The organism is Serratia sp. AS12, from assembly GCF_000214195.1.
GTDB classification, from domain to species: Bacteria; Pseudomonadota; Gammaproteobacteria; order Enterobacterales; family Enterobacteriaceae; genus Serratia; species Serratia plymuthica.
The window spans coordinates 3,266,378-3,289,041 of sequence record NC_015566.1 but is presented as its reverse complement, the minus strand read 5'-3'; the positions used below and the strand labels follow the sequence as shown (position 1 = coordinate 3,289,041).

The window sequence follows — 22,664 nt, the reverse complement described above, 5'->3', positions numbered from 1 at the left end:
TCCTATGAAAACGTCATCTGCATTTTTCATCGCGCCCCGGATCGATCTGGGGCTGTTCTTCCTGCGCCTGACCGGCAGCCTGCTCTTGCTGCATGTGCACGGTTTGCCGAAGGTGTTTAATTTCAGCGAAGAACTGACACGCATCGAAGATCCTTTTGGCTTCGGACCTTACATGAGCCTGTTGCCCGCCATTCTGGCGGAAGTGGTCTGCCCGGTGCTCATTATTCTGGGGTTCGGTACGCGTATCGCCTGTCTGCCCATTATCGGCGTGCTGCTGGTGGCGATGCTGTTCGTGCACCCAGGCTGGTCTATCGCCGAAGGGCAATTCGGCTGGCTGCTGCTGATCATCTTTACCACGCTGGCGATAACCGGGCCGGGTAAGTGGCGTATCGGTGCAGACAGGCCGCTGGAGAGGCGTTATGACGCAGATTAATGATATTCACAGCATCACGGCTGAAGCGCTGAAAGAGGTGCCGGCGGTGAACGCATCGCCGTGGCAACCGCTGCGTCAACGCGTGTTCCGCATGCTGTGGATAGCCACCGTCGTTTCCAATATCGGTTCATGGATGAACGATATTGGGGTGAACTGGACCATGCTGACGCTCAGTGCCGATCCGCTGTCCGTCGCCATGGTCCAGGTGGCCAGCAGCTTGCCGATGTTTCTGTTTGCGCTGCCTTCCGGGGTGATGGCGGATATTGTCGATCGCCGTAAATACCTGCTGTTTTCGCAGGTCTGGGTGTTTATTGCCGCGGCCGGGCTGACCCTCTTGTCGGTGACGGGCCACGTCACCCCTGGCGTGTTGTTGGTTGCGGCCTTCCTGCTGAGCACCGGTGCGGCCATGAGTTCGCCGCCGTTCCAGGCCATCGTGCCTGATTTGGTCAGCAAAAATGAGATGGGGCCGGCCATTGCGCTCAATTCATTGGGCATCAACATCAGCCGCGCCATCGGCCCGGCGTTGGGGGGGCTGATTCTTTCCTTCGCCGGCCCCTGGATGGTGTTTTTGCTCAACGCCATCTCGGTGCTGGGCGTAGCCTGGGTGCTCTACCGCTGGAAGGCGGAACCGAGCGTTCAGCGCCTGCCGCCCGAGCACTTTTTCTCCGCCGTTCGCGCCGGGTTTCGCTATGTACATGCCGCCCCGGTTTTGCGCAATGTGCTGGTCCGTACGGTGGCTTTTTTCACGTTCGGCAGTGCGGGCTGGGCTTTGCTGCCGCTGGTCGCACGGCGTGAACTTGGGCTTGGTCCGGGCGGTTACGGGATCATGCTGGCCTTTATCGGCGTAGGGGCCATCTTCGGTGCCGTGTTACTGCCTCGCTTGCGTAAGTCCTTCAACCCGGATCGGCTGATGGTGCTGGCAAGCCTGCTGTTTGCCGTCACAATGCTGGCGCTGGCGTTTGTCCGTAATGTCTGGCTGCTCAACGCGTTTGAATTTTTCACCGGTTTTTCCTGGATTGCGGTGCTGTCTACGCTGAATCTCGGCGCACAGCGCAGCGCGGCGAAATGGGTGAAAGCGCGCGCGTTGGCGGTGTATCTGACCGTCTTCTTCGGCTCCATGACCGCCGGCAGCGCCATTTGGGGGCAATTGGCCTCGCATTTTGGCATTCCAGCTTCGCTGTGCGTGGCCGCGTTGGGCATGGTGTTGGCCAGCACCACGGTTTACCGCTGGCGTTTGGACCAGGATCCCGACCTGAATCTGGACATCAGTACGGAACAAGGAGCCACGCCTGAGCTGGATGTGCGCCATGACCGTGGGCCGGTGATGGTGAGCTACGAATATTTGGTTACGGCAGAGGATGCGCGCGCCTTCACGGTGTGCATGCAGGACATGCGACGCGTCAGGCGGCGCGGCGGCGCCATCAACTGGTCCGTGTATGAGGACATTCTTCAGCCCGGCGTTTTTGTCGAGACGTTTGTGGTCGGTTCCTGGATGGAGTACCTGCGTCAGCAGGAGCGTTACACCGTTAATGACCAGAAAATACAAAACCGTATTTGCGCATTTCATCAGGGCGAAACACTGCCGCTGATCCGTTACCTGGTGGCGCCGGTTTAACCGGGTCCGTCAGTCTCTGAGTTTATAAACACTGCCAAGGGGTCTGTAATGAGCACGATTAAAACGAACGACGGTACGCAGATTTACTACAAAGACTGGGGGACGGGGAAGCCGGTGCTGTTCAGCCACGGCTGGCCGCTGGACGCGGATATGTGGGACAGCCAGCTAAACTTTCTGGCTGAACGCGGCTACCGTGTCATTGCGTTCGACCGTCGCGGTTTTGGCCGTTCGGAACAGCCCTGGACCGGCTATGACTACGACACTTTCGCCTCGGACATCAATGAACTGATCACGCAGCTTGATCTGCAGGACGTCACACTGGTGGGCTTTTCTATGGGTGGCGGCGACGTGGCCCGCTACATCGGCCGCTACGGCAGCGCGCGCGTGGCCGGTCTGGTGCTTTTAGGCGCGGTTACGCCGATGTTTGGCAAAAGCGAAACGCATCCGCAAGGCGTGGACTTGTCCGTTTTCGAAGGGATCCGCAATGGGTTACGTAAAGACCGCGCCCAGTTCATCAGCGATTTCAACGTGCCCTTTTACGGCATCAATGCCGGCCAGACGATCTCTGAAGGCGTATTGACCCAGACCCTGAACATTGCTTTGCTGGCATCACTGAAGGGGACCATCGAGTGCGTGACCGCGTTCTCGGAAACCGACTTCCGTGACGATATGCTGAAGATTGATGTGCCTACGCTGGTGATCCACGGCAGCAACGATCAAATCGTTCCGATTGACGTCACCGGTAAAGTGGCCGCTGAAACGATCCCTGGCGCCGAACTGAAGGTGTATGACAATGCGCCTCACGGCTTTGCCGTAACGCATCAGGACCGGTTAAACGACGATCTCCTGGCGTTTTTACAGGCTCGCTAAGCAAAATGGCTCATGTGCAGGGAGCGCTGTATGCCTGCACATGAGCCGATTTGTCAGGATGCTTTGGACTTACTGAGATTCAACCGCTCGGCATCACGCACCAGATCCGCGAGAGAACGCACCTGCATTTTATCCATCACCCGGCGACGATGTACCTTGACCGTAATTTCGCTGACGCCCAGTTCTGCGGCAATCTGTTTATTCATCAAGCCCTTAATCGTCAGTTCCAGCACTTCCTGTTCGCGCGGCGTCAGCGTGAGGTGCCGCTGTTTCAGTTCGTAATGCTCGCGCAACTGATCTGAATTCTCCGCGGCCAGATTGAGGGCTTCCTGAACCGCCTTCAGCAGATCGTCGGAAGCGACCGGCTTGGTCAAAAACTCATGCGCACCGGCTTTCATCGCCTGCACCGACAGCGGGATGGTGCCGTAGCCGGTAAGGAAGATCACCGGCATTTCCCGGCCGCTCGCTTTCAGCGCATCGGTTACCTCGAAACCATCCCCGCTCGGCATGCGCATATCCAGAATGATACAGCCGGGTATGGCAGGAAAGGAGTGTGAAAGAAAGGCCTCTGCGCAGTCAAAATCAACGGCACTGTAGCCGGCAGAGTTTAACAGCCTGACGATAGATTGCCTGACCGAATGGTCATCATCGACGACATAAACGACATGTTCCATAGCTTGCCTCTGCAATTACGCCCTGAAACCGGGCATGTACCCAAGGGAACCCCACGCAGCCCGCCCGTTCTTCGGCCGGCAAATGCGATCATGCTACCCCCTAATTAACCCGATCCGGATGTCAAAATGAAGACATGGCGGGGGATAATCAGGCTGCTCTGCGCCCACAGGCCATTCAGGCTGGGGTTACACCTCAATGAAAAAGATAAAGACTTGTAGTTTAGACGATGAACACAGAGCGATCATATCAGTGCGAAGGCCTGCTCATCGGTAAACAGACCGGCTGAAATGATAGGCAAATCGAGAATAAATTGATCACTTTTTCGTGAAAAATCATGCCATTATAGCTATGGCATACTCTTGCAGTAAAGGTGTTTACTGATGCCCGAGGGTGAAAATGCAGATAAGTTGCCGGCCAGCCAGGGCAGCTAAAGTTCCCACGGCATCAATCGGTTCCCGGGATCCTCAGGTAAACAACTTGAACACTATAAATCCTTTGCGATACTGTATAAAAACACAGTCAAATAGGGTTGTTCATGATGTTGTTTATTTCCCCTTCCGAAGACAATAAAACCACGCCGGCATTGCCGCTGTTTGCCGATCCCGTAGCTTGCGGTTTCCCTTCTCCGGCGCAGGATTACGTGGAGGCCCGGCTGGATATCGGCAAACTGCTGGTGCGGCACCCCAACGCCACTTACTTTGTGCGCGCCAGCGGCGATTCGATGGTCGAAGGCAACATCAAGGATGGCGATCTGCTGATCGTCGACAGTTCACTGCGGGCGGAGCACGGTAACATTGTCATTGCCGCCATCGACGGCGAGTTCACGGTGAAGAAGTTGCAGCGCCACCCCGATCTGCGGCTGCTGCCGATGAACCCGACCTATTCGCCGATCGTCTTCGGTGACGAAGACGCGCTGGAGATTTTCGGCGTGGTCACCTTTATTGTCTATGCTGCGGTGTGAGAGCGGGGTAAACCTGCCAAGGGTGTTGGGCGAGTAAATTGTCGTTGAAGAGCCATCTTTGGCTGCCCAGCACCAGGCTCAATCAGCCTGGCGCTGAGATTCACTATTTTGATCGGGTTTTCTGGCGAGCCTCAGCCCTGAGGGAAAATTGAGGTCACTTCACGGGCGGTATCGGCCAGAAGCTCGCCGTTTTTGTAACTCTCGGACACTTCTCCATTCTTGCCGATGGCTGTTTTAGGGCGTTCAATAAACTGCCCCAGTGGAGTCGTGTTCTCATCCAGTACCACCGCAAACGGAATTTTGACTTTATCGACACCAAAGTGCGCTTTAAAGACGGCTTCCGCCTTATCGCGCGTGATGATGCCCAGACGAATAGCCGGCGTTGACGCGGCAACGGCATGGATAACGGGCAAGTTTTTATGGCAGTCGGGGCACCACATTTCAGCGGCAACCAGAATGCTGTACGAACCCGGAAGCCGTGACAACTTACTGATGACATCGTCAGGTAATGCCCCTTTGGCAAGCGCCTCAAAATGACGCAATGCCTTGCTGTCTTCTTCTGTTCCGCCGGCAACAAATTCGCTGTAACCCGATGCGGCATCGAGCAGTGCTTTGAAATCTTGCATGTATTCTCCTTAGGTATTAACTGGCACTCGGCATCACATAACTCTGGCAATGATAAAGGCCAATGGGATCTGTTTTGCAATTATTGCTGTCATGGCTGGGAGCGCCGTACCATTTTGGTGCCTGCTTCCCCGTAGCGTTAGATATCGCCATTCTACCTCAGCCAAACGGGGCAGGAGAATTTGTTACTGTGAGACAGAGGCGAATGTTGCCGTTTAGCGAGTGACGGGAGGGACGGTGGTTTGTGATATAAAGGCCCGTAACGATTACCTATTATAGGGAGATAAGAGTGAACAAATACCTCCTCGCGTTATCTGCTGCGCTTATCGGCACGCAGGTTCAGGCTGCAACGCCTGCTGAGCTTCCCGCACCGGTCAAACAACTGGAAAAACAAGGTATTGAAATCATCAAACCCTTCACCGCGCCAGGTGGCGTTCAGGGATGGTTGGGAAAATACCGGGGAACGGGGGTGACAATTTATCTGACCCCCGACAAGAAACATGCCATATCAGGTTATATGTACGATGAGAACGGCAGTAACCTGAGCGAAAAAGTCATACAAGAAGAGATTTACATCCCTGCTGGCCGGGAGATGTGGCAAACGCTCTTAAAAGCGCCAGGCATCCTGGAAGGCAGCGATAAGGCAAATTGCCAGATTGTCGTGTTTGCCGATCCCTTCTGCCCTTACTGTAAAGCGTTCAGACAGGAAGTGCAGCCCTATATCAAAGACAATAAAATCGCCATGAAAACGCAGTTGGTCGGCGTCATGCAGCCCGACAGCGGCCGTTATGCGGCGGCGATATTGTCTTCTGACAACCCTGTGAAGGTCTGGCAGGATTTCGAACTGTCTGGCGGCAAAAGCAAGCCGACACTCCTGGAAAAAACGCCGCAGCCGATTTTTTCCCAGATCCAGTACAACCAGAAATTGATGGACGATCTGGGCGCCAACGGCACACCGGCGATTTATTATCTGAACCATGCCAACGTGCTTCAACAGATCGCCGGTCTGCCGGATAAAGATCAAATGGCCAATCTCGTGGCTTGCAAATAGTTCGCATGCCGTTTGCAGGGTGACCGCGGCTCAGATCACCCTGCTTATTATCAGCCGTGTTGGCGCATAAAGCGTGAGCGCCAGGGTTTCAACACCCAAAGGGCCAGTGCGGCGGTGATAAAATCAAAGGAAATCGCCATACCAAAAACAACGTGCCATCCTTGCGTGTGTTGATAAAGCAGTGCCGCCAACGGGCCGCCAAAAATAGAGCCGATCCCTTGCGACATGTACAGCCAGCCATAGTTTGCGGTGGCGTTTTGGCTGCCGAAGGTATCGGTTAATGTTGAAGGGAACAAAGAAAATATCTCCCCCCAACCAAAAAACACCACGCCGGAAAGTAAAACGAATAACAGCGGGTCTTCACGGCACATCAGCCACAGCGTCATGGCGACACCTTCGAGCGCAAAGGCGATAAACATGGTTTTTTCCCGGCCATAGCGGTCGGAAATAAAACCAAACAGCGGACGAGTCAGCCCATTGGTGAATCGGTCCAGGGTTAACGCCAGGGGCAGCGCCGCCAAGCCAAAAACCACCGCCTGACTGATGCCAAAATCTTCCGCGAAAATAGCCATCTGTGACGTCACCATCAACCCAGAGGTGGACATCATTGCCATCATGACAAACATCAGCCAGAACAGAGGCTGACGCAGCATTTCTTTTGACGTGAACTGACGTTTGCTCTGCTCCAGCTTGGTGCTGGTCGGCTGTAAGTCAACATTGGCCGGTACTTTCAACCCTTGGCTGGCCAGAAAGCCCACCAGGGCAAAGAGGCCGCCGAAGACCATCATGGTCTGCTCCAGGCCGTAGCTGCCCAGAGAAATGCTGATGGGGAAGGTGGTTAAAATCGCCCCCATGCCATATCCGGCAGCCACGGCTCCGGCCGCAAAGCCGCGCTGTTGCGGAAACCACTTAACCATCAACCCAACGACACCGATGTACACAATGCCGGTACCCAGCCCACCGAGACAGCCATAAACCAGATAGAACTCAGTCAGGTTGCTGATCTGGGATGAAATAATCCAGCTAAATCCCGAAAGCAGCGTGCCGATGGAGATTAATATCCGTGGCCCAAAGCGATCGATAAGCTTGCCCTGGAAGGGCGAGAAGAACGTTTGCAATATGATGAGCAACGAAAAGGTGACCTGCAACGCGGGCATATCAACGCCCAACTTGGCCGACAGCGACTTGGTCAATAATGTCCAAACATATTGCGGGCTGGAAATCGCCGCCATACAGATCAATCCCAAAAGGAGTTGTGTCCACCGCTGATTACTTTTTTCTATTACTGACTCGCTGACTAGGGTCATTTAAATCTCCCAAGGTGTAAGTGTTGTATCTGCCGATGCAGATGAATGAGCATTAAGCGTGCCAGAATAAAAAATAAATAATAAATATGTTATTTAACAAGGTGATGGGTGTTTTTTATAATTTAATTTTAAATTTGGCTGGAAGGGGGGGGAAGATATTTCGCACGGGTATAGTGCACATGGGCAAAGTTAGTGCGACATTAAGTAATGTAATTAATAGGTTAAGTATAATTTTTTCTGAATAGCCTGAGATTAAATAGCTAACGAATATGCGTGTCGCAGCGGGCAAGCTCAGCATTTATAAGCTGGAGAAGGCTGCGGCAGATCCGGCTGAACTCGGTTACGGCCTTAAACGGCGCCTGACCGAGAGATACTTTGCTAACGGTTAGCATTGTCACGATATTAATCTCTATTTATCCCGTTGGTCTTAAACCGTTAATGCTAGCCAGTGTTTATTGATGGTTTTAAATTTTTATTTTTTCTCATCATTGTTAATTCTTTCGGCCGCTTGCTATGAATTAATAATGATGCAAGGCGCGTTGCCATCTTATGATAGGTTTCCTTGGAAGGTCATGTCGGGCATTGTTAAACAGGTGAGTACTATGAAAAGTGTCATTGTGACGATAATATTTTTTTTACCTTTATTATTTTGGGGTGTGCAGAGCGTCAAGATGCGGGCGATGTGTCTAAGGAATGGCATGACAATTCAAGGCAGGTGCGATGGAAATGCTACGCCTAATAACGTCACACCTAATAATAAAATTTAGGAGAGGGTTCTCAAGTGATTCTGATTTATATTGTTATGTGATGTAATGGGTGTTTTAATTGGAAATGATAAGTTTTTTCATGATGCTATAAATAATGTCCGGCAGTCATAATAAAAAACTCATAGGTAGTGGCATATATTTAACCCATGTTGTTCTAACGTAGAGGACAATACCATGCCAAAATTAATCACACATGCCTGGAAAAACCATAAGGTTTCGCCGGACGAACCCACCATACCCGATCCTGTTGTCATGATTAAAGATAATGACCATATCTTGATCATTGCCGATGCGGACACTGACGCGGATGGAAGCCCAGATGCAAAAGAGATCGATGCGACAGGCCAGATAGAAACCAGCCTTAGAAAAAGAAAAGATGGAACTGGTTGGCAGGGCGAGGGGGATTACGTAAATGCGCGAGTTATTCCTTACTATGTCATTCCCGGAAATTGGAGAAAGGTGAGCGGAATAGACGTTAAAATGGGTGACCTGGCTAAGCTCAGCTATAATGATCGTTCTGTTTATGCCATTTGTGCTGATGTTGGTGGTGAAAAATACATTGGGGAGGCGTCAATTGCGGCTATTGAAGCGCTTGGGGGAAACCCATGGGGAAAAGGAAAGAAAAAGATAATCAGCGGATTAGACTATGGTGTCACATATGAAATTGTCGCAGGTTCTGCGAGTTTAAGTACTACCTTGAATTTTGAAACTATCCAGGCATACGGTAGAGAGTTATTTAATGAAAACCTGCCCTTTAGCATCCCTTTGGAAAATAGTAAAATTTCAGCTATCGAGTTAAGTACGGATAAGAATGGAAGGCCTACGGTAATAATATCATCCGAATCTGGTGGGCGAATTGTAAAGGGATATTCTGATACGTTCGAACTTGGGCTTATTTTGCAGTCTTTGCCAAGGGTTAAAGTTAAATCAATCCCAGGCTTACCGTTAGAGAGCTTCGCTGAATTTATTGAGCTTGCAGACAGTCATACGGAGAAATTCGTGGGTCTTTTTAAAAATAACTACGGGCTGATTCGGGAGGAGGTTGAGGACTGGTTTGTTCCTGCATACAGCCCAACGGCAACCAGAAATGGATGCGTGGCACATCAAGTCAGCTGCCTCAAACTCTGTGCTTTACCCTACCCAAAACTGGGGAGCAGGGCATCGATTAATGTTGACGATTTTGCCGAATGGACTTTGTCCAACGGTTGGACAAAAATAACCAAGAGAGCCGCTTTAATCGCCGGGGACATCTGTGTCTCAGGTCCCAGAGGGCATTTGACGCAATTTGACCATGTTTATTGCTTCGTATCCCTGTCTGAATATCATCCGGGTTATGCGTCCATTTTTGACAATCAACATTTCGGCATTCATTTGAGATCTCTCGACGGAGACGGTTCAGCGGTGGGCGAGTGGCGTTACGCTCTACGAATGACGCAAAAATAAATCCGTACCCGTGCGGGAGATAATGCCCTGACATAACGTGGGCCGTAACCGGGATACAAAGCAATGTCAAAACGCGTTGTGTTCATTGTCGTGCGGTGACGGCCCATCGCTAGCCAGGTTGTGCCTGGCAAACCAAATTTCACAGAAAATGATTGTCTTAGCGATTCACACCGCATTCTGCCGGCAAAGTTGCTTGCAGGGCGGTGATTTTTGTTTATCATTAACTGTATATATATACAGTTAAATTATGCATTATGAAAACACGTCAACCCCGTTGCCCAGAACCCGATGCGATCATGCCCAGCCTTTGCTATGGAGCGGTCTGACGATGTTTGCCCTGGTGGATGTGAACAGCTTTTATGCCTCCTGCGAGACAGTTTTTCGGCCAGATCTTAAAGGTAAGCCAGTGATTGTACTGTCCAATAACGATGGCTGCGTGATCGCCCGTAGCGCCGAGGCCAAGGCGCTGGGCGTGCCGATGGGGGCGCCGTATTTCAAGATCAAGGAGGAGATGCGCCGCCGCAATGTGGCGGTGTTCTCTTCCAACTACGCGCTGTATGCCGATATGTCCCACCGGGTGATGAGCATTCTGGACGAGATGGCGCCGGCGGTGGAAATTTATTCGCTGGACGAAGCCTTTCTGCGGTTGGATGGCGTTAACCGCTGTGCCGATCTGGCGCAGTTTGGCCGCCAGGTGCAACAAAGGATTTTGCAGGAGACGCATTTGGCCGTCGGTGTGGGTATTGCGCCCAGCAAGACGCTGGCCAAGTTGGCCAATTACGCCGCCAAGCGTTGGTCAGGTACCCGGGGTGTGGTGGATCTTTCGGATCCTGTCCGTCAGCGCAAGCTGCTGGCATTAATACCGGTAGAGGAAGTGTGGGGCGTCGGCCGCCGACTGACCCGGCAACTGCGGGCGATGGGGATTGAAAACGCATTGCAACTGGCGGATTGCGATACCCGGCTGGTGCGCAGAACTTTCAGCGTGGTGCTGGAACGCATGGTGCGTGAGCTGCGCGGGGAATCCTGCCTGCAACTGGAGGATGAGGCCGCGGCCAGAGAGCAGATTATCTGCTCACGCTCGTTCGGCCAGCGGTTGACCTATTACCCGCATATGCGGGAGGCGATTTGCAGTTATGCGGAGCGCGCGGCGGAAAAACTGCGGCAGGACGAACGCTATTGCCGCAGCGTGTCGGTCTTTATCAAGACCAGCCCACATTCCGCAGGCGAGGGTTACTACAGCAACCTGGGCACCGCCCGACTGCAAACGCCGAGCAACGACAGCCGCGATATTATTGCCATGGCAGTGCGTGCGCTGGAAAGCATCTGGCGGGAGGGTTGCCGTTACCTGAAAGGTGGCGTGATGCTGGGGGATTTCAGCACCGGTACCATGGCGCAAATTGACTTGTTCGACGATTGCCCGCCACGGCGCAACAGCGGCCAACTGATGGCGACGCTGGACAAGCTCAACCGGGAAGGGCGCGGCCGCATCTGGTTTGCCGGACAGGGCATCGCCAAGCCGTGGCAAATGAAACGCGAAATGCTGTCACCGGGCTATACCACTAAATTTAGCGATATTATCAAGGTTAGGGTTGGCTGAGCCCGATCCAGCTCCGCAAAGGGGATTGAATATGACTGCCTGATGGTAGTGGTTTGCTGTGATAGTCATTTACTTTTTTCGTAAGAAATCATAGATCTTTAAGGATAAAGAAACAAAAAAGTAGCCTGTGGCGAGGGTAATCATAAATTTGGATATGCCCGCCGGTGCGGAGAACGCCAGACCAGGAGTCATAACTCCGGCACCACTAAGGAAAGGGGAGATGGAAAGTATAGCGAAAAATATAATTATGGGTCTGATGATTTTATCCATTTATAACTCTTTGTTAATCTATAAGACGGCAGGTGTTAACTGCCGCCTTTAATTAATGAATTCCCTGGTGGTTGCGTTGTTATAATTCAAGATTGGCAGGTTAATTCTCTCCAGGAGACTTGCCGAAAGTGAACCTGACAACAAAATATAAAAATCATTTTTTAGTGTGAACGCTTACCAGGAACAACTGCCACCCGCGCTTGACCCGCACTTGTTGCCGCCTTTACCCATTCCTACGTTGCCGCCGCCTTTACTGGTGTCTTGGAAACATTTCCCAGTAATTGCGCCACCAATCAACCCAGCGGCTATACCGGGTAAACCACCAAATGCGCCCAATGCCGCACCAACGCCCATCCCATTGATACAGTCTTCCGAGGTATTGTTGGCGTAGTAATTACCTGAACCACTGTTGTTACCGGATTGGCTTCCACCCTTATTTCTTCCGCCATTGTCGGTACGATCGCCACCATTATTACCGCGACCGCCGGCGATAGAGTCGAACCAAACTGCATCAACGATTTCCATAACCAACTCCTTTTGAATATATGATTTATTTTAATGCTGACCTCTGTAAGGTGATTAATTATTAGCGCATGGCAATTATCATATCAAGTGTTTTTTTAGAAAATAAAATGGAAAGTAAAATGCGTTATTGGTTGAAGTAAGTTGGTGAATTAAATAATTCGAATAAGGCTAATCGGTATTAATTCCCTATAACATTCCCGGTTGGTTTGTTATTTTTTGTTGATGTTTTCAGGTTCTCGCGCCAGGCATTTCGTGCCGGTAATGAGACTCCTCCCGCACCTTTACCGATACGAGATTACCCTGGCTTCATCATGACCGAGATCTGCGAGGCAACTCTCGTTTATAGTCCTTCGGACGTGAGGGTTCTGTACTATTGTTTTCTCTTTGCAGCACGTTCCACGCCGCTTCCGGCCGTGGTACCGCGGAGAGTACAGATGAACAAACGAGAATTAGAAAGCGCGATTGTCACCGATTTTTCCAAACGCATGAGTTACGGCGATTACCTGTGCCTGGACCAGTTACTGGATTGCCAGCATCCGCTGTCCAACCCGCAGCATCATGATGAAATGCTGTTCGTGGTGCAGCACCAAACCTCTGAACTGTGGATGAAGCTGATGCTGCATGAACTGCAGGCGGCGCGGGCATTGGTGCAACAAGACAAGCTCAGTCACTGTTTCAAGATCCTGGCGAGGGTCAAACAGATCCAACGGCTGCTGTTTGAACAATGGGCGGTGCTGGAAACCCTGACGCCGTCGGAGTATGTTGAATTCCGTGACGTGCTGGGCAACTCTTCGGGCTTCCAGTCCCATCAATACCGTTCCATCGAGTTTTTACTGGGCAACAAAAATGCGGCCATGCTGGCGGTGTTCAGTAATGATGCGGAAAAACACGCGGCGCTGAAGGCGATCCTCGAGGCGCCAAGCCTGTATGACGAATACCTGCTTTACCTGTCCCGCCACGGCCTGCCGATCCCGCAGGAATGTACCGATCGCGACTGGACGCAGCCGTATCAGCGCAACCCGAATCTGTTGCCGGCCTTCAAAGAGATCTACGACCACCCGCAAAAGTATTGGGAAGCCTATGAAATGGCCGAGAAGCTGGTGGATATAGAAGAAAGCTTCCACCTGTGGCGTTTCCGTCATATGAAGACGGTGGAGCGCATTATCGGCTTCAAATCGGGTACCGGCGGCTCCAGCGGCGTCAGCTTCCTGAAAAAGGCGCTGGATCTGACTTTCTTCCCGGAGCTGCTGGACGTGCGCACCGAAATTGGCGCCTAGCGGGTGTGCAGCAACCAGGGCGTAATCTTTTGGCGAGGAGATCGTGATGGCGATAAGAATTGAGGATAGGGCAGCAGAACAGGTTGTGGGTTTGCGTGTGGTAGGGCCTTACCCGCAGACCATTCCTTTGGGCCTCGAACGGCTGATGGCCTGGCGGCAACAACAGGACGTTGAGCCCGGCAAATGGCTGGTGCTGTACTGGGACGATCCGGCAGAAGTGGCGCCCGAACGGCTGCGGGCCGACGTGGTGTTTACCGTGGCGAGCGATTTTACGCTGCCGACACCGGGCAGTGAGGGATTTGCGCTGCAAACGCTGCCTGCCGGCCTCTACGGGATTTATCACGTCCGCATTACCGACGGCGATTTTGAGCGGGCATGGAGCGATTTTTATCAAAAGGAACTGCCGGCCAGCGGTTATCAACCGACGGAGGGCGTGTGCTACGAGCACTATCTCAACGACTGTGAAGCCGATGGCTATTTTGATCTCGATATCTATCAATCGGTGAAAAAAATATAACCGCAGGTCCTGGCGCAGCGGCATATGTGGATAACGTATCGCCATAATCATTTTGCCTCGTTTAGGCTGGTACCCTACGAATTTAAACACGGCATAAGGTGCGACGATGGAGAGGGTATTGGTGACCGGTATCGAGCCGTTTGAAGAAGGACTTGACGATCGGTGGCGGCGTGCTGCACTGAGGCGACTGCATTGAGGTAATGCCAGGGCATGGCAGATTTGAACTGCGCCCTGGCTTTCGATTACTCGTTGGCGACGCGGATCACCAATTTGCCGAAGTTTTTCCCTTGTAACAGGCCGATAAACGCTTGCGACGCATTTTCCAGCCCGTCGACCACATCTTCGCGGAACTTGATTTTTCCCTGCCCGACCCATTCGCCCATTTGCTGCAGGAAGTCACCGTATTCTGAACCATAGTCATCGAAAATAATAAAACCCTGCATGCGGATGCGCTTACGTAAAATCAGCCCCTGCAGCATCGACAGCCGATCCGGGCCGTCGGGCAAACCGGTGGCATTATAGTGAGCAATAATGCCGCAGACCGGAATACGCGCCTTGGCGTTGAGCAGCGGCATTACCGCATCAAACACCGCACCGCCGACGTTCTCGTAATAAATGTCGATCCCCTGCGGGCAAGCTGCGGCCAGCTGTTCGGCAAAGTTGGCAGCCCGGTGGTCGACACAGGCATCGAAGCCCAGTTCTTCCACCACATAGCGGCATTTTTCCGCGCCGCCCGCCACGCCAACCACGCGACAACCTTTCAGTTTGGCTATCTGGCCAACGACCGAACCGACGGCGCCGCTGGCTGCGGCGACTACCAGGGTTTCACCGGGTTGCGGTCGGCCGATATCCAGCAGGCCCATATAAGCGGTAAAGCCTGGCATGCCCAAGACCCCGAGCAGACGGGAAGGGTGTGTCTGTTGCGGGCCAAGATTGCGCAAGCCGCTGCCGTCAGACAGCGCATAATCCTGCCAGCCGTCATAGCCAAGCACCCAGTCACCGGGTTTGAAATCCGCATGTTGCGACGTGACAACGCGCGACACCGTGCCGCCGACCATGACCTGGCCGATCTCCACCGGCGGTGCGTAAGAAGGCGCATCGCTCATACGGCCGCGCATGTAGGGATCAAGCGACAGATAGACAGTGCGTAAGAGTACCTGGCCGGCGGCGGGTTGCGGTATCGCTCCCGTTTCCAGGCGGAAATTGTCAGCGGTAGGTTCACCGTGCGGGCGTGAGGCCAGCAGGATGCGGCGGTTTTGTTGTTCAGATTGAGACATCAGGAACTCCTTATGCGGACAGAACCCTAAGTCTAGTCAATCCTCGGTAAGGGGGAATGGCCTAATGTGCTTCGGCGTTGTCCCTTAAATCGGCAGGACTGTCACAGAGCTAAAAGTGCGTCACGAAGACGGAAGGGGCAAAAGTGGCGGCCGTGCGGCAAACCGCCGGATATCAGAGCGGGACGATCAGCACGTCGATATGGCTGGTATTGACAAAGCGCGCCGCAGAACAGGAGATCTTGTTCATCAGGCTGTCGCAGTGATTGCCGCAGATCACCAGATCAAACGGCTGGCGCTGGCGGGCGTAGCTCAGGCTGTCGCTCAGTTCACCATGAACGATCAGCGTATCGGTTATTGGGTAATCGGCCCGTAACCGCAGTTCCTCCATAAACAGCAGCGTCTCTTCTTCCATCAGTGCACGCAAATCGCCCAGCATCGGCCCGGCGAAGTTATTATACATTTCCGGGTTGGCAATCGTGCTCAGCAGAGTAATTTTGCCATTAGAGGGGCGCACGATGGAGACGGCTTTTTCAACCAGGCGGTGGCTGTCAGCCGCTACGGCAACAGTAACCAGAACGTTTTGATATCCCATCTTCCACCCCCGTTTCTCATGCTTAAGATAAAGAGTAGAGCCTGGTGCGTTTGATAAATGTGTTTTGTATCACGCGCGACAATAAATCGGGGATTATTGCCGCTATTTAGCAATAAAAGATAAAGGGGCTTTCGCGCGTAATGAAGGAAAACTAAAGCACCTGCGCCCACAGCGTTTTTGGTACCTTGCCCAAATCGAACAATTTACCGGCAACCAGCTCGGCACGACGGTGATCGGCCGCTCGGTACATATTGCTCATTTCAATATCGTTATCAATGGAATAGTTAAGCTTGTCGTACACTTTTTCCACGCTGTCCAGACTGGAGCATTTGCGGAACGTCATCAGGTAATCGAAGGTATCATTCATGATTAAAATATAGCCTGTTAAGAGTAGTGGCCGGACGAAGAAACATCACACGGTCACGCAGAGAGGCGTCAAAAGCGTGATGTTCGACCTGAAAAATCAATTTCAAATGAATAAATTGCAATAGGGTAATAATCGGCTGCGCTGCCAGCGCCTTTGCATGAAGAATAATAATATGCCCACGCGGTATCGGCAATGTCATCCTGCCGGTAAATACGCTAAATAGGGAAAGTCTCAGGCCGCTGGAGGCGGGCACAGCGTCGGCAGCGGCCTGCGGGGTGGGACCAAACCGGGGCGGTGAACGTCGAGTAGCATCCTCCCGAGGTTTTTTTCACGCGTTGAGGCTCTCCGGCTGCCGGGCGCATTCACTTGAAATCCTCCACAGGGAGTTTTCAATTCCCTCATAGCAGCCGATGACAATATGACCGACGTTATATGCGTTGGTTTTCTGGCAGCAGCGAATAATGAAATAGCTCGCCCGGCGAGAGAAAATAAAATAAAACTGCGTTTTATTTTATAAGGCAGTAAAAATGCGCGGGTAGGTATTATCGAAAAATAAGCACGAACCGATATTTAAATTTTTTGCCAATGAAAAAAATGATTAAAGTTTTAATTATCGCTGCCGATAAAACGTTACGGGGATGCACAACCCTAAATCTGCCGCCTTAACTCTGCAAATCGAGAAACATGTCGTTACGTCTGTTTTCTTGTTCATAACCCAAGCAACCCATTGTTAACCTAATATGCACTTTCGCTTAAAATTAAAACAGGCGCTGAGCCGTTCTTTAAGTCAAATCTGAAACTCAATGGCCTTGTAGTTTCTATGTGTTATTTTTTTTGCGTTGCTAGTTTATTGTTAATTAAATGGTTATTTATACTAACTTTACCGGCTACGAACAGATTTTTGTTCTGTTATTTTGGTTTGGTAATGCTTTTGTTCGAATTGATCTAAAAATGATATTTTTTTGGCTCATATACATTGTTTTTAAGACGTTTTTTTACTTATGACTGATTTTTAAGCAAAAACACGATTAAAAAATGGACGTATAGAGGGGTATTTGGCTTAATTATTTTTTATTTTTGTGATCTATGTCACATTGTATTTAAAATTGCCACCTACTTACGTTGTGTGTGCTATTGGTTCGGGGGTAGAGTTGCGCTGCTTTAGGAATAATCTTATTAATTTTGTAAAAATAGTTTCATGGTGGCTACACACTATCGAAGCAAAATGCTGTACATCCATACACATTGGTTTGCGCACGTATCAAATACTGAATGATGGTCCGAATTTAGAGATGTTGAAAAATTTATAACGGCCGTTATTCAGGGATTCATTTGCCAACTTCGGGAACAAACCCAGGTCACGGGCGATAAAAATTATCACCCAGCGTATGTTTTTAAACATAGTCTGTCGGGATGGGGAATATGGGTACGTCTGAATTACTTAAGCATATTTATGACATAAATTTGTCATATTTACTTTTAGCACAGCGTCTGATTAATGATGAAAAAGCATCGGCGATGTTCCGTCTGGGTATCGACGAAGCCATGGCCGATGCGCTCGCTCAACTCACGTTACCGCAAATGGTCAAACTGGCTGAGACTAACCAGTTGGTCTGTCACTTCCGTTTTAACGAAAGCCATACTATCGAACGCCTGACGAAAGAGTCACGTGTGGACGATCTGCAGCAAATCCATACGGGTATTTTGCTATCAAGCCATTTACTGCAAGAACTATCGGCGAAAGACGGTAGTGCTACGAAGAAAAGAGCCTGATGATGGTAGAGAAAAGTATTGTTCAGGAAGCCAAGGACATTCAGCTGGCTATGGAATTGATTACGCTGGGTGCGCGTTTGCAGATGCTGGAAAGTGAAACTCAGCTCAGCCGCGGGCGTTTGATCAAACTCTATAAGGAATTGCGCGGCAGCCCGCCGCCGAAAGGAATGTTGCCGTTCTCTACCGACTGGTTTATGACCTGGGAACAGAACATCCATTCATCCATGTTTTACAACGCCTACAGCTTTCTGATGAAGAGCGGGCATTGCACCGGTGTCGAGGCGGTGATCAAAGCCTATCGTCTGTATCTGGAACAGTGCCCGCATCCGGCGGGGGAGACGCCGTTGCTGGCGCTGACCCGCGCCTGGACGCTGGTGCGTTTCGTCGATAGCGGCATGTTGCAGCTCTCCGCCTGCAACTGTTGTGGCGGCACTTTTATCACCCACGCGCACCAACCCTTGAACAGTTTTGTTTGCAGTTTATGCCAGCCCCCTTCCCGCGCAGTAAAAAGACGTAAACTTTCGCCGCAACTGGCCGATATTATTCCTCAACAGCCGGACGAGCAGGTTAAACGCGCTATTTGAGCCGGCGGCAACGCCGGTTCATCCAGACCTAAATCGACTTGTGAAACGCAGGGTTCGGTATACCGAACCCGTCGGCGCAGCCTAGCCTGCTGCGCCGTTGCGGCTCAAGGCGCGCTTATCCCACCTTCCATCCACATTGTTAATTTAAGGAATGCGTGTGTTAGTTATTTTGGGTTATCTCGTGGTATTGGGGGCGGTTTTTGGGGGGTACATGATGGTGGGGGGCCATCTCGGTGCGCTTTATCAACCGTCGGAGTTCTTGATCATCGGTGGTGCGGGCATCGGCGCTTTTATCGTAGGTAACAACGGTAAGGCGATAAAATCCACCCTGCGCGCTATTCCCAAACTGATGCGCCGTTCGAAGTACAGCAAGGATCTGTACATGGATCTGATGGCGTTGCTGTATCGCCTGCTGGCCAAATCCCGTCAACAGGGCATGTTGTCCCTCGAGTTCGATATCGATAACCCGCAGGAAAGTGAAATTTTTTCTAATTATCCCCGCATCCTTGCCGATAACACCCTGGTGGAATTTATTACCGATTACTTACGGCTGATGGTGAGCGGCAACATGAATGCGTTTGAGATTGAAGCGCTGATGGACGAAGAGATCGAAACCTTCGAACAGGAAAGCGAAGTGCCGGCCGGCAGCCTGGCGATGGTCGGCGACTCGTTGCCGGCCTTCGGCATTGTGGCGGCGGTGATGGGCGTGGTGCATGCGCTGGCCTCAGCCGATCGCCCGGCGGCCGAGTTGGGTGCGCTTATCGCCAACGCGATGGTCGGTACCTTCCTCGGCATTTTGCTGGCCTACGGTTTTATCTCGCCGCTGGCGACCCTGCTGCGGCAGAAAAGCGCGGAAAACGTCAAAATGATGCAATGCATCAAGGTCACGCTGCTGTCGAGCCTGAACGGCTATGCGCCGCAGATTGCGGTCGAATTCGGCCGTAAAACACTGTACACCACCGAGCGGCCATCCTTCGTTGAGCTGGAAGAACACGTGCGTCGCGTTAAGGCGCCGGCGCAGCAGGCGACGGAAGAAGAGCAGGCATGAAACAGAATCACCCGGTCGTTCTGGTCAGAAAACGCAAATCGCATCAGGCGGGGCATCACGGCGGCTCCTGGAAGATTGCCTATGCTGACTTTATGACCGCCATGATGGCGTTCTTCCTGGTGATGTGGTTGCTGGCGATAGCCAGCCCCCAGGAGCTGACGCAAATCGCCGAATATTTCCGCACGCCGTTGAAGGTGGCGCTGACCACTGGCGACAAAAGCAGTTCGGAAAGCAGCCCGATCCCGGGGGGGGGGGATGACCCCACTAAGCAGGATGGGTTGGTGAAAAAACAGATCGAGACGCTGGAGAAGCGTGACGAGGAACTGCGGCTCAACAAGCTGCGGGAAAAGTTGGATGAGTTGATTGAATCCGATCCGCGCCTGAAAGCGCTGCGTCCGCATCTGCTGATCAACATGATGGATGAAGGATTACGCATTCAGATCATCGATAGCCAGAACCGACCAATGTTCAAAACCGGCAGCGCACAGGTAGAAAGCTACATGCGCGATATCTTGCGGGCCATTGCGCCGATCCTGAATGATTTGCCGAATAAAATCAGCCTGTCAGGTCATACCGACGATATTCCCTACGCCACCGGCGAGCGCGGCTACAGCAACTGGGAGCTTTCGGCCGATCGCGCCAACGCCTCGCGGCGCGAGCTGATCGCCGGGGGGTTGTCGGAGGGCAAGGTGCTGCGGGTGGTAGGCATGGCCGCCACCATGAGCCTGAAACAGCACGGTGCCGATGATGCCATCAACCGCCGCATCACCGTGCTGGTGCTGAACAAGCAAACCCAACAGGGCATTGAACACGAAAATGGCGAAAGCAACGCGATGGGCATCGCCCGGCCGGTTGACCTGAAACCTCTGGCGCCGTCGGCAACGGCACCGGCGACCCTTATCGCCCCGGAGCAGCCGACGGCTGTCCCTTCACCGACTAACAGCGACTCACAGCAGAGGTGACCCCGTGAGCATGGATATTAGCGCTTTTTATCAGACCTTTTTTGATGAAGCAGATGAGTTGCTGGCCGATATGGAGCAACACTTGCTGGAGCTGGATCCGCTGGCCCCGGACATTGAGCCGCTGAACGCCATTTTCCGCGCAGCGCACTCGATCAAGGGCGGTGCGGCGACCTTCGGCTTTTCGGTGCTGCAGGAAACCACCCACTTGCTGGAGAACCTGCTGGATGGTGCGCGGCGTCAGGAGATGAGCCTGAGCACTGAAATTATCAACCTGTTTCTGGAAACCAAAGACATTATGCAGGAGCAACTGGACGCCTATAAAACGTCGCAAAAGCCAGACGCCGACAGCTTTGAATACATCTGTCAGGCGTTGCGGCAGCTTGCGCTGGACGCACAGCAGCAGGATGCTCCCGCTGCGCTTGCGTTGACGGAACCGGCCGTCGCCGCACCTTCGGCGATAGAGGGCGGGATGCGGGTTTGCCTGAGTGGTCTGAAGCCGAATGAAATCCCGCTGATGCTGGAAGAGTTGGGCAACCTGGGCGAGGTGAAAAATCCGCAGCAGACCGAAAGCAGCCTGGAAGTGACGCTGCTGACCTCCGCCAGCGAAGATGACATCAGCGCAGTGCTGTGTTTCGTGCTGGAGCCGGAACAAATCAGCTTCGCCAAGCCGCCGCAGGCCGAGTTGCCGCCGGTGCCGACACCGCCTGCCGTTCAGGCTACAGAGCCGACGGTAGCCAAACCGACGCCTGCGGTTGCTGAAGCGCCGAAGCCGCGCGCCAAGGCCAGCGAGTCGACCAGCATCCGCGTGGCGGTGGAAAAAGTTGACCAGTTGATCAACCTGGTTGGGGAACTGGTGATCACCCAGTCGATGCTGGCGCAGCGTTCCGGCAGCCTGGATCCGGTCAACCACGGCGATCTGCTCAACAGCATGAGCCAACTGGAGCGTAACGCGCGCGATCTGCAAGAATCGGTGATGTCGATCCGCATGATGCCGATGGAGTACGTATTCAGCCGCTTCCCGCGTCTGGTGCGCGATCTGGCCGGCAAGCTGAACAAGCAGGTGGAGCTGCAGTTGCAGGGCAGTTCTACCGAGTTGGACAAGAGTCTGATCGAACGCATTATCGATCCCCTGACGCACCTGGTGCGCAACAGCCTGGATCACGGCATCGAAGACCCGGCCACGCGCGTTGCCGCAGGTAAATCGGCTGTGGGTAATCTGGTTCTGTCGGCGGAGCATCAGGGCGGCAATATCTGCATTGAGGTTACCGACGACGGCGCCGGGCTGAACCGGGCAAAAATTCTCGCCAAGGCGGCATCGCAGGGGCTGCCGGTCAGCGACAGCATGAGCGATGAAGAGGTCGGCATGCTGATCTTTGCGCCGGGTTTTTCCACCGCAGAGCAGGTGACCGATGTGTCGGGCCGCGGCGTCGGCATGGATGTGGTGAAGCGAAATATTCAGGAAATGGGTGGGCACGTAGAAATCCACTCGCAGGCAGGCAAGGGCACAGCCATTCGCATTTTGCTGCCGCTGACGCTGGCGATCCTCGACGGTATGTCGGTCAAGGTGAACGACGAAGTGTTTATCTTGCCGCTCAATGCGGTGATGGAATCGTTGCAACCGCAAGCCGAAGACTTGCATCCGTTGGCCGGTGGCGAGCGGGTATTGCAGGTGCGCGGCGAATATCTGCCGTTGGTGGAACTGTTCCGGGTGTTTGAGGTGGCGGGTGCCAAAACCGATGCTACTCAGGGCATTGTGGTGATCCTGCAAAGCGCCGGCCGCCGCTATGCGCTGCTGGTGGATCAGTTGATCGGCCAGCATCAGGTGGTGGTGAAGAATCTGGAAAGCAACTATCGCAAAGTGCCGGGGATTTCCGCCGCGACCATTCTGGGCGACGGCAGCGTGGCGCTGATTGTCGACGTGTCGGCGCTGCAAACGCTGAACCGAGAACAACGTCTGACGGACGCGGCTGCATAATAATAATGAGGTTGATGGCAGCGTTGTCTTTGAGTTCGAGATACCCGGGCCTGGCGCACCGAGGGGCGCTCCGGCAGCTAAAGCTGCTACGACCCCTTCGGCAAGCTCTCCCTAATAACGGACTTTGGCAGCCGTCTGATAATAACTAATCGAT

At 52.8% G+C, this 22,664-nt stretch carries 22 protein-coding genes; 14 read left to right on the top strand and 8 right to left on the bottom strand.

The window, feature by feature from the left end:
- Window positions 1–4: 4 nt before the first annotated feature.
- From SERAS12_RS15445 to SERAS12_RS15435, 3 genes are read left to right on the top strand one after another with little or no spacing between them, the layout of a single operon-like run.
- A complete protein-coding gene (locus SERAS12_RS15445) occupies window positions 5–433 on the top strand; it encodes a DoxX family protein (RefSeq protein WP_013813528.1) in 429 nt (142 codons plus the stop codon).
- Window positions 420–2,048, top strand: a complete 1,629-nt coding sequence (locus tag SERAS12_RS15440) for an MFS transporter (protein WP_013813527.1) — start codon at window positions 420–422, stop codon at window positions 2,046–2,048. The genes SERAS12_RS15445 and SERAS12_RS15440 overlap by 14 nt, the downstream gene beginning before the upstream one ends.
- A 48-nt stretch (window positions 2,049–2,096) precedes the next feature.
- Window positions 2,097–2,918, top strand: a complete 822-nt coding sequence (locus SERAS12_RS15435; protein WP_013813526.1) for an alpha/beta fold hydrolase — start codon at window positions 2,097–2,099, stop codon at window positions 2,916–2,918.
- A gap of 53 nt (window positions 2,919–2,971) precedes the next feature.
- On the opposite strand, the gene SERAS12_RS15430 is transcribed toward SERAS12_RS15435, so the two are convergent.
- The gene (locus SERAS12_RS15430; RefSeq protein ID WP_013813525.1) at window positions 2,972–3,592 is read right to left on the bottom strand and encodes a response regulator transcription factor; all 621 of its coding nucleotides are present in this window, start codon (window positions 3,590–3,592) and stop codon (window positions 2,972–2,974) included.
- 539 nt (window positions 3,593–4,131) lie between these two features.
- Between SERAS12_RS15430 and umuD the strand changes: the two genes are divergently transcribed.
- The gene (gene umuD, locus SERAS12_RS15425; protein WP_041416606.1) at window positions 4,132–4,554 is read left to right on the top strand and encodes a translesion error-prone DNA polymerase V autoproteolytic subunit; all 423 of its coding nucleotides are present in this window, start codon (window positions 4,132–4,134) and stop codon (window positions 4,552–4,554) included.
- A gap of 131 nt (window positions 4,555–4,685) precedes the next feature.
- Here umuD and SERAS12_RS15420 read toward each other — a convergent pair whose 3' ends face one another.
- Window positions 4,686–5,180 (bottom strand): thioredoxin family protein, encoded by a 495-nt coding sequence (locus SERAS12_RS15420; protein ID WP_013813523.1) that lies wholly within the window; start codon window positions 5,178–5,180, stop codon window positions 4,686–4,688.
- A gap of 287 nt (window positions 5,181–5,467) precedes the next feature.
- Here SERAS12_RS15420 and dsbG point away from each other — a divergent pair, with 287 nt between their 5' ends.
- Window positions 5,468–6,229, top strand: coding sequence for a thiol:disulfide interchange protein DsbG (dsbG, locus tag SERAS12_RS15415; RefSeq protein WP_013813522.1), 762 nt, complete (start codon window positions 5,468–5,470; stop codon window positions 6,227–6,229).
- Window positions 6,230–6,279: 50 nt separating this feature from the next.
- Here the strand turns inward: dsbG and oxlT are convergent, their stop codons facing one another.
- Window positions 6,280–7,536 carry an oxalate/formate MFS antiporter gene (gene oxlT, locus SERAS12_RS15410; RefSeq protein WP_013813521.1) on the bottom strand — a complete coding sequence of 419 codons (1,257 nt, stop codon included), beginning with the start codon at window positions 7,534–7,536 and terminating at the stop codon, window positions 6,280–6,282.
- Between the two features lie 941 nt (window positions 7,537–8,477).
- Here oxlT and SERAS12_RS15405 point away from each other — a divergent pair.
- Together SERAS12_RS15405 and umuC are read left to right on the top strand one after the other, a co-directional pair.
- The gene (locus tag SERAS12_RS15405; protein ID WP_013813520.1) at window positions 8,478–9,746 is read left to right on the top strand and encodes a glycoside hydrolase family 75 protein; all 1,269 of its coding nucleotides are present in this window, start codon (window positions 8,478–8,480) and stop codon (window positions 9,744–9,746) included.
- A gap of 328 nt (window positions 9,747–10,074) precedes the next feature.
- Window positions 10,075–11,343, top strand: a complete 1,269-nt coding sequence (gene umuC, locus SERAS12_RS15400; protein ID WP_013813519.1) for a translesion error-prone DNA polymerase V subunit UmuC — start codon at window positions 10,075–10,077, stop codon at window positions 11,341–11,343.
- 69 nt (window positions 11,344–11,412) lie between these two features.
- Here the strand turns inward: umuC and SERAS12_RS15395 are convergent, their stop codons facing one another.
- Window positions 11,413–11,613, bottom strand: coding sequence for a hypothetical protein (locus SERAS12_RS15395; RefSeq protein ID WP_013813518.1), 201 nt, complete (start codon window positions 11,611–11,613; stop codon window positions 11,413–11,415).
- Between the two features lie 174 nt (window positions 11,614–11,787).
- Window positions 11,788–12,138 carry a hypothetical protein gene (locus SERAS12_RS15390; protein ID WP_013813517.1) on the bottom strand — a complete coding sequence of 117 codons (351 nt, stop codon included), beginning with the start codon at window positions 12,136–12,138 and terminating at the stop codon, window positions 11,788–11,790.
- Window positions 12,139–12,572: 434 nt separating this feature from the next.
- Between SERAS12_RS15390 and kynA the strand changes: the two genes are divergently transcribed.
- Together kynA and sbmC are read left to right on the top strand one after the other, a co-directional pair.
- A complete protein-coding gene (kynA, locus tag SERAS12_RS15385; RefSeq protein ID WP_013813516.1) occupies window positions 12,573–13,415 on the top strand; it encodes a tryptophan 2,3-dioxygenase in 843 nt (280 codons plus the stop codon).
- Between the two features lie 46 nt (window positions 13,416–13,461).
- Window positions 13,462–13,932: a DNA gyrase inhibitor SbmC gene (gene sbmC, locus SERAS12_RS15380; protein ID WP_013813515.1), complete on the top strand. Its 471-nt coding sequence runs from the start codon at window positions 13,462–13,464 to the stop codon at window positions 13,930–13,932.
- Window positions 13,933–14,174: 242 nt separating this feature from the next.
- Here sbmC and SERAS12_RS15375 read toward each other — a convergent pair whose 3' ends face one another.
- The 3 genes from SERAS12_RS15375 to ydgT all read right to left on the bottom strand — a co-directional run bounded on the left by SERAS12_RS15375 (window position 14,175) and on the right by ydgT (window position 16,168).
- A complete protein-coding gene (locus tag SERAS12_RS15375; RefSeq protein WP_013813514.1) occupies window positions 14,175–15,209 on the bottom strand; it encodes an NADP-dependent oxidoreductase in 1,035 nt (344 codons plus the stop codon).
- A gap of 172 nt (window positions 15,210–15,381) precedes the next feature.
- On the bottom strand, window positions 15,382–15,801 hold the full coding sequence (gene uspC / locus SERAS12_RS15370) for a universal stress protein UspC (RefSeq protein WP_013813513.1): 420 nt from the start codon (window positions 15,799–15,801) through the stop codon (window positions 15,382–15,384).
- A gap of 151 nt (window positions 15,802–15,952) precedes the next feature.
- Window positions 15,953–16,168: a transcription modulator YdgT gene (ydgT, locus tag SERAS12_RS15365; protein ID WP_004946155.1), complete on the bottom strand. Its 216-nt coding sequence runs from the start codon at window positions 16,166–16,168 to the stop codon at window positions 15,953–15,955.
- A gap of 1,422 nt (window positions 16,169–17,590) precedes the next feature.
- Between ydgT and flhD the strand changes: the two genes are divergently transcribed.
- The 5 genes from flhD to cheA all read left to right on the top strand — a co-directional run bounded on the left by flhD (window position 17,591) and on the right by cheA (window position 22,510).
- Window positions 17,591–17,941, top strand: a complete 351-nt coding sequence (flhD, locus tag SERAS12_RS15355) for a flagellar transcriptional regulator FlhD (RefSeq protein WP_004946152.1) — start codon at window positions 17,591–17,593, stop codon at window positions 17,939–17,941.
- Window positions 17,941–18,525: a flagellar transcriptional regulator FlhC gene (gene flhC, locus SERAS12_RS15350; RefSeq protein ID WP_148259211.1), complete on the top strand. Its 585-nt coding sequence runs from the start codon at window positions 17,941–17,943 to the stop codon at window positions 18,523–18,525. The genes flhD and flhC overlap by 1 nt, the downstream gene beginning before the upstream one ends.
- A 157-nt stretch (window positions 18,526–18,682) precedes the next feature.
- Complete coding sequence (motA, locus tag SERAS12_RS15345; RefSeq protein WP_006326150.1) at window positions 18,683–19,573, top strand: flagellar motor stator protein MotA; 891 nt, start codon at window positions 18,683–18,685, stop codon at window positions 19,571–19,573.
- The gene (gene motB, locus SERAS12_RS15340) at window positions 19,570–20,535 is read left to right on the top strand and encodes a flagellar motor protein MotB (protein ID WP_013813511.1); all 966 of its coding nucleotides are present in this window, start codon (window positions 19,570–19,572) and stop codon (window positions 20,533–20,535) included. Before motA ends, motB begins: the two co-directional genes overlap by 4 nt.
- Window positions 20,536–20,539: 4 nt before the next feature.
- Window positions 20,540–22,510 (top strand): chemotaxis protein CheA, encoded by a 1,971-nt coding sequence (gene cheA / locus SERAS12_RS15335; RefSeq protein ID WP_013813510.1) that lies wholly within the window; start codon window positions 20,540–20,542, stop codon window positions 22,508–22,510.
- The last annotated feature ends 154 nt before the right edge of the window (window positions 22,511–22,664 follow it).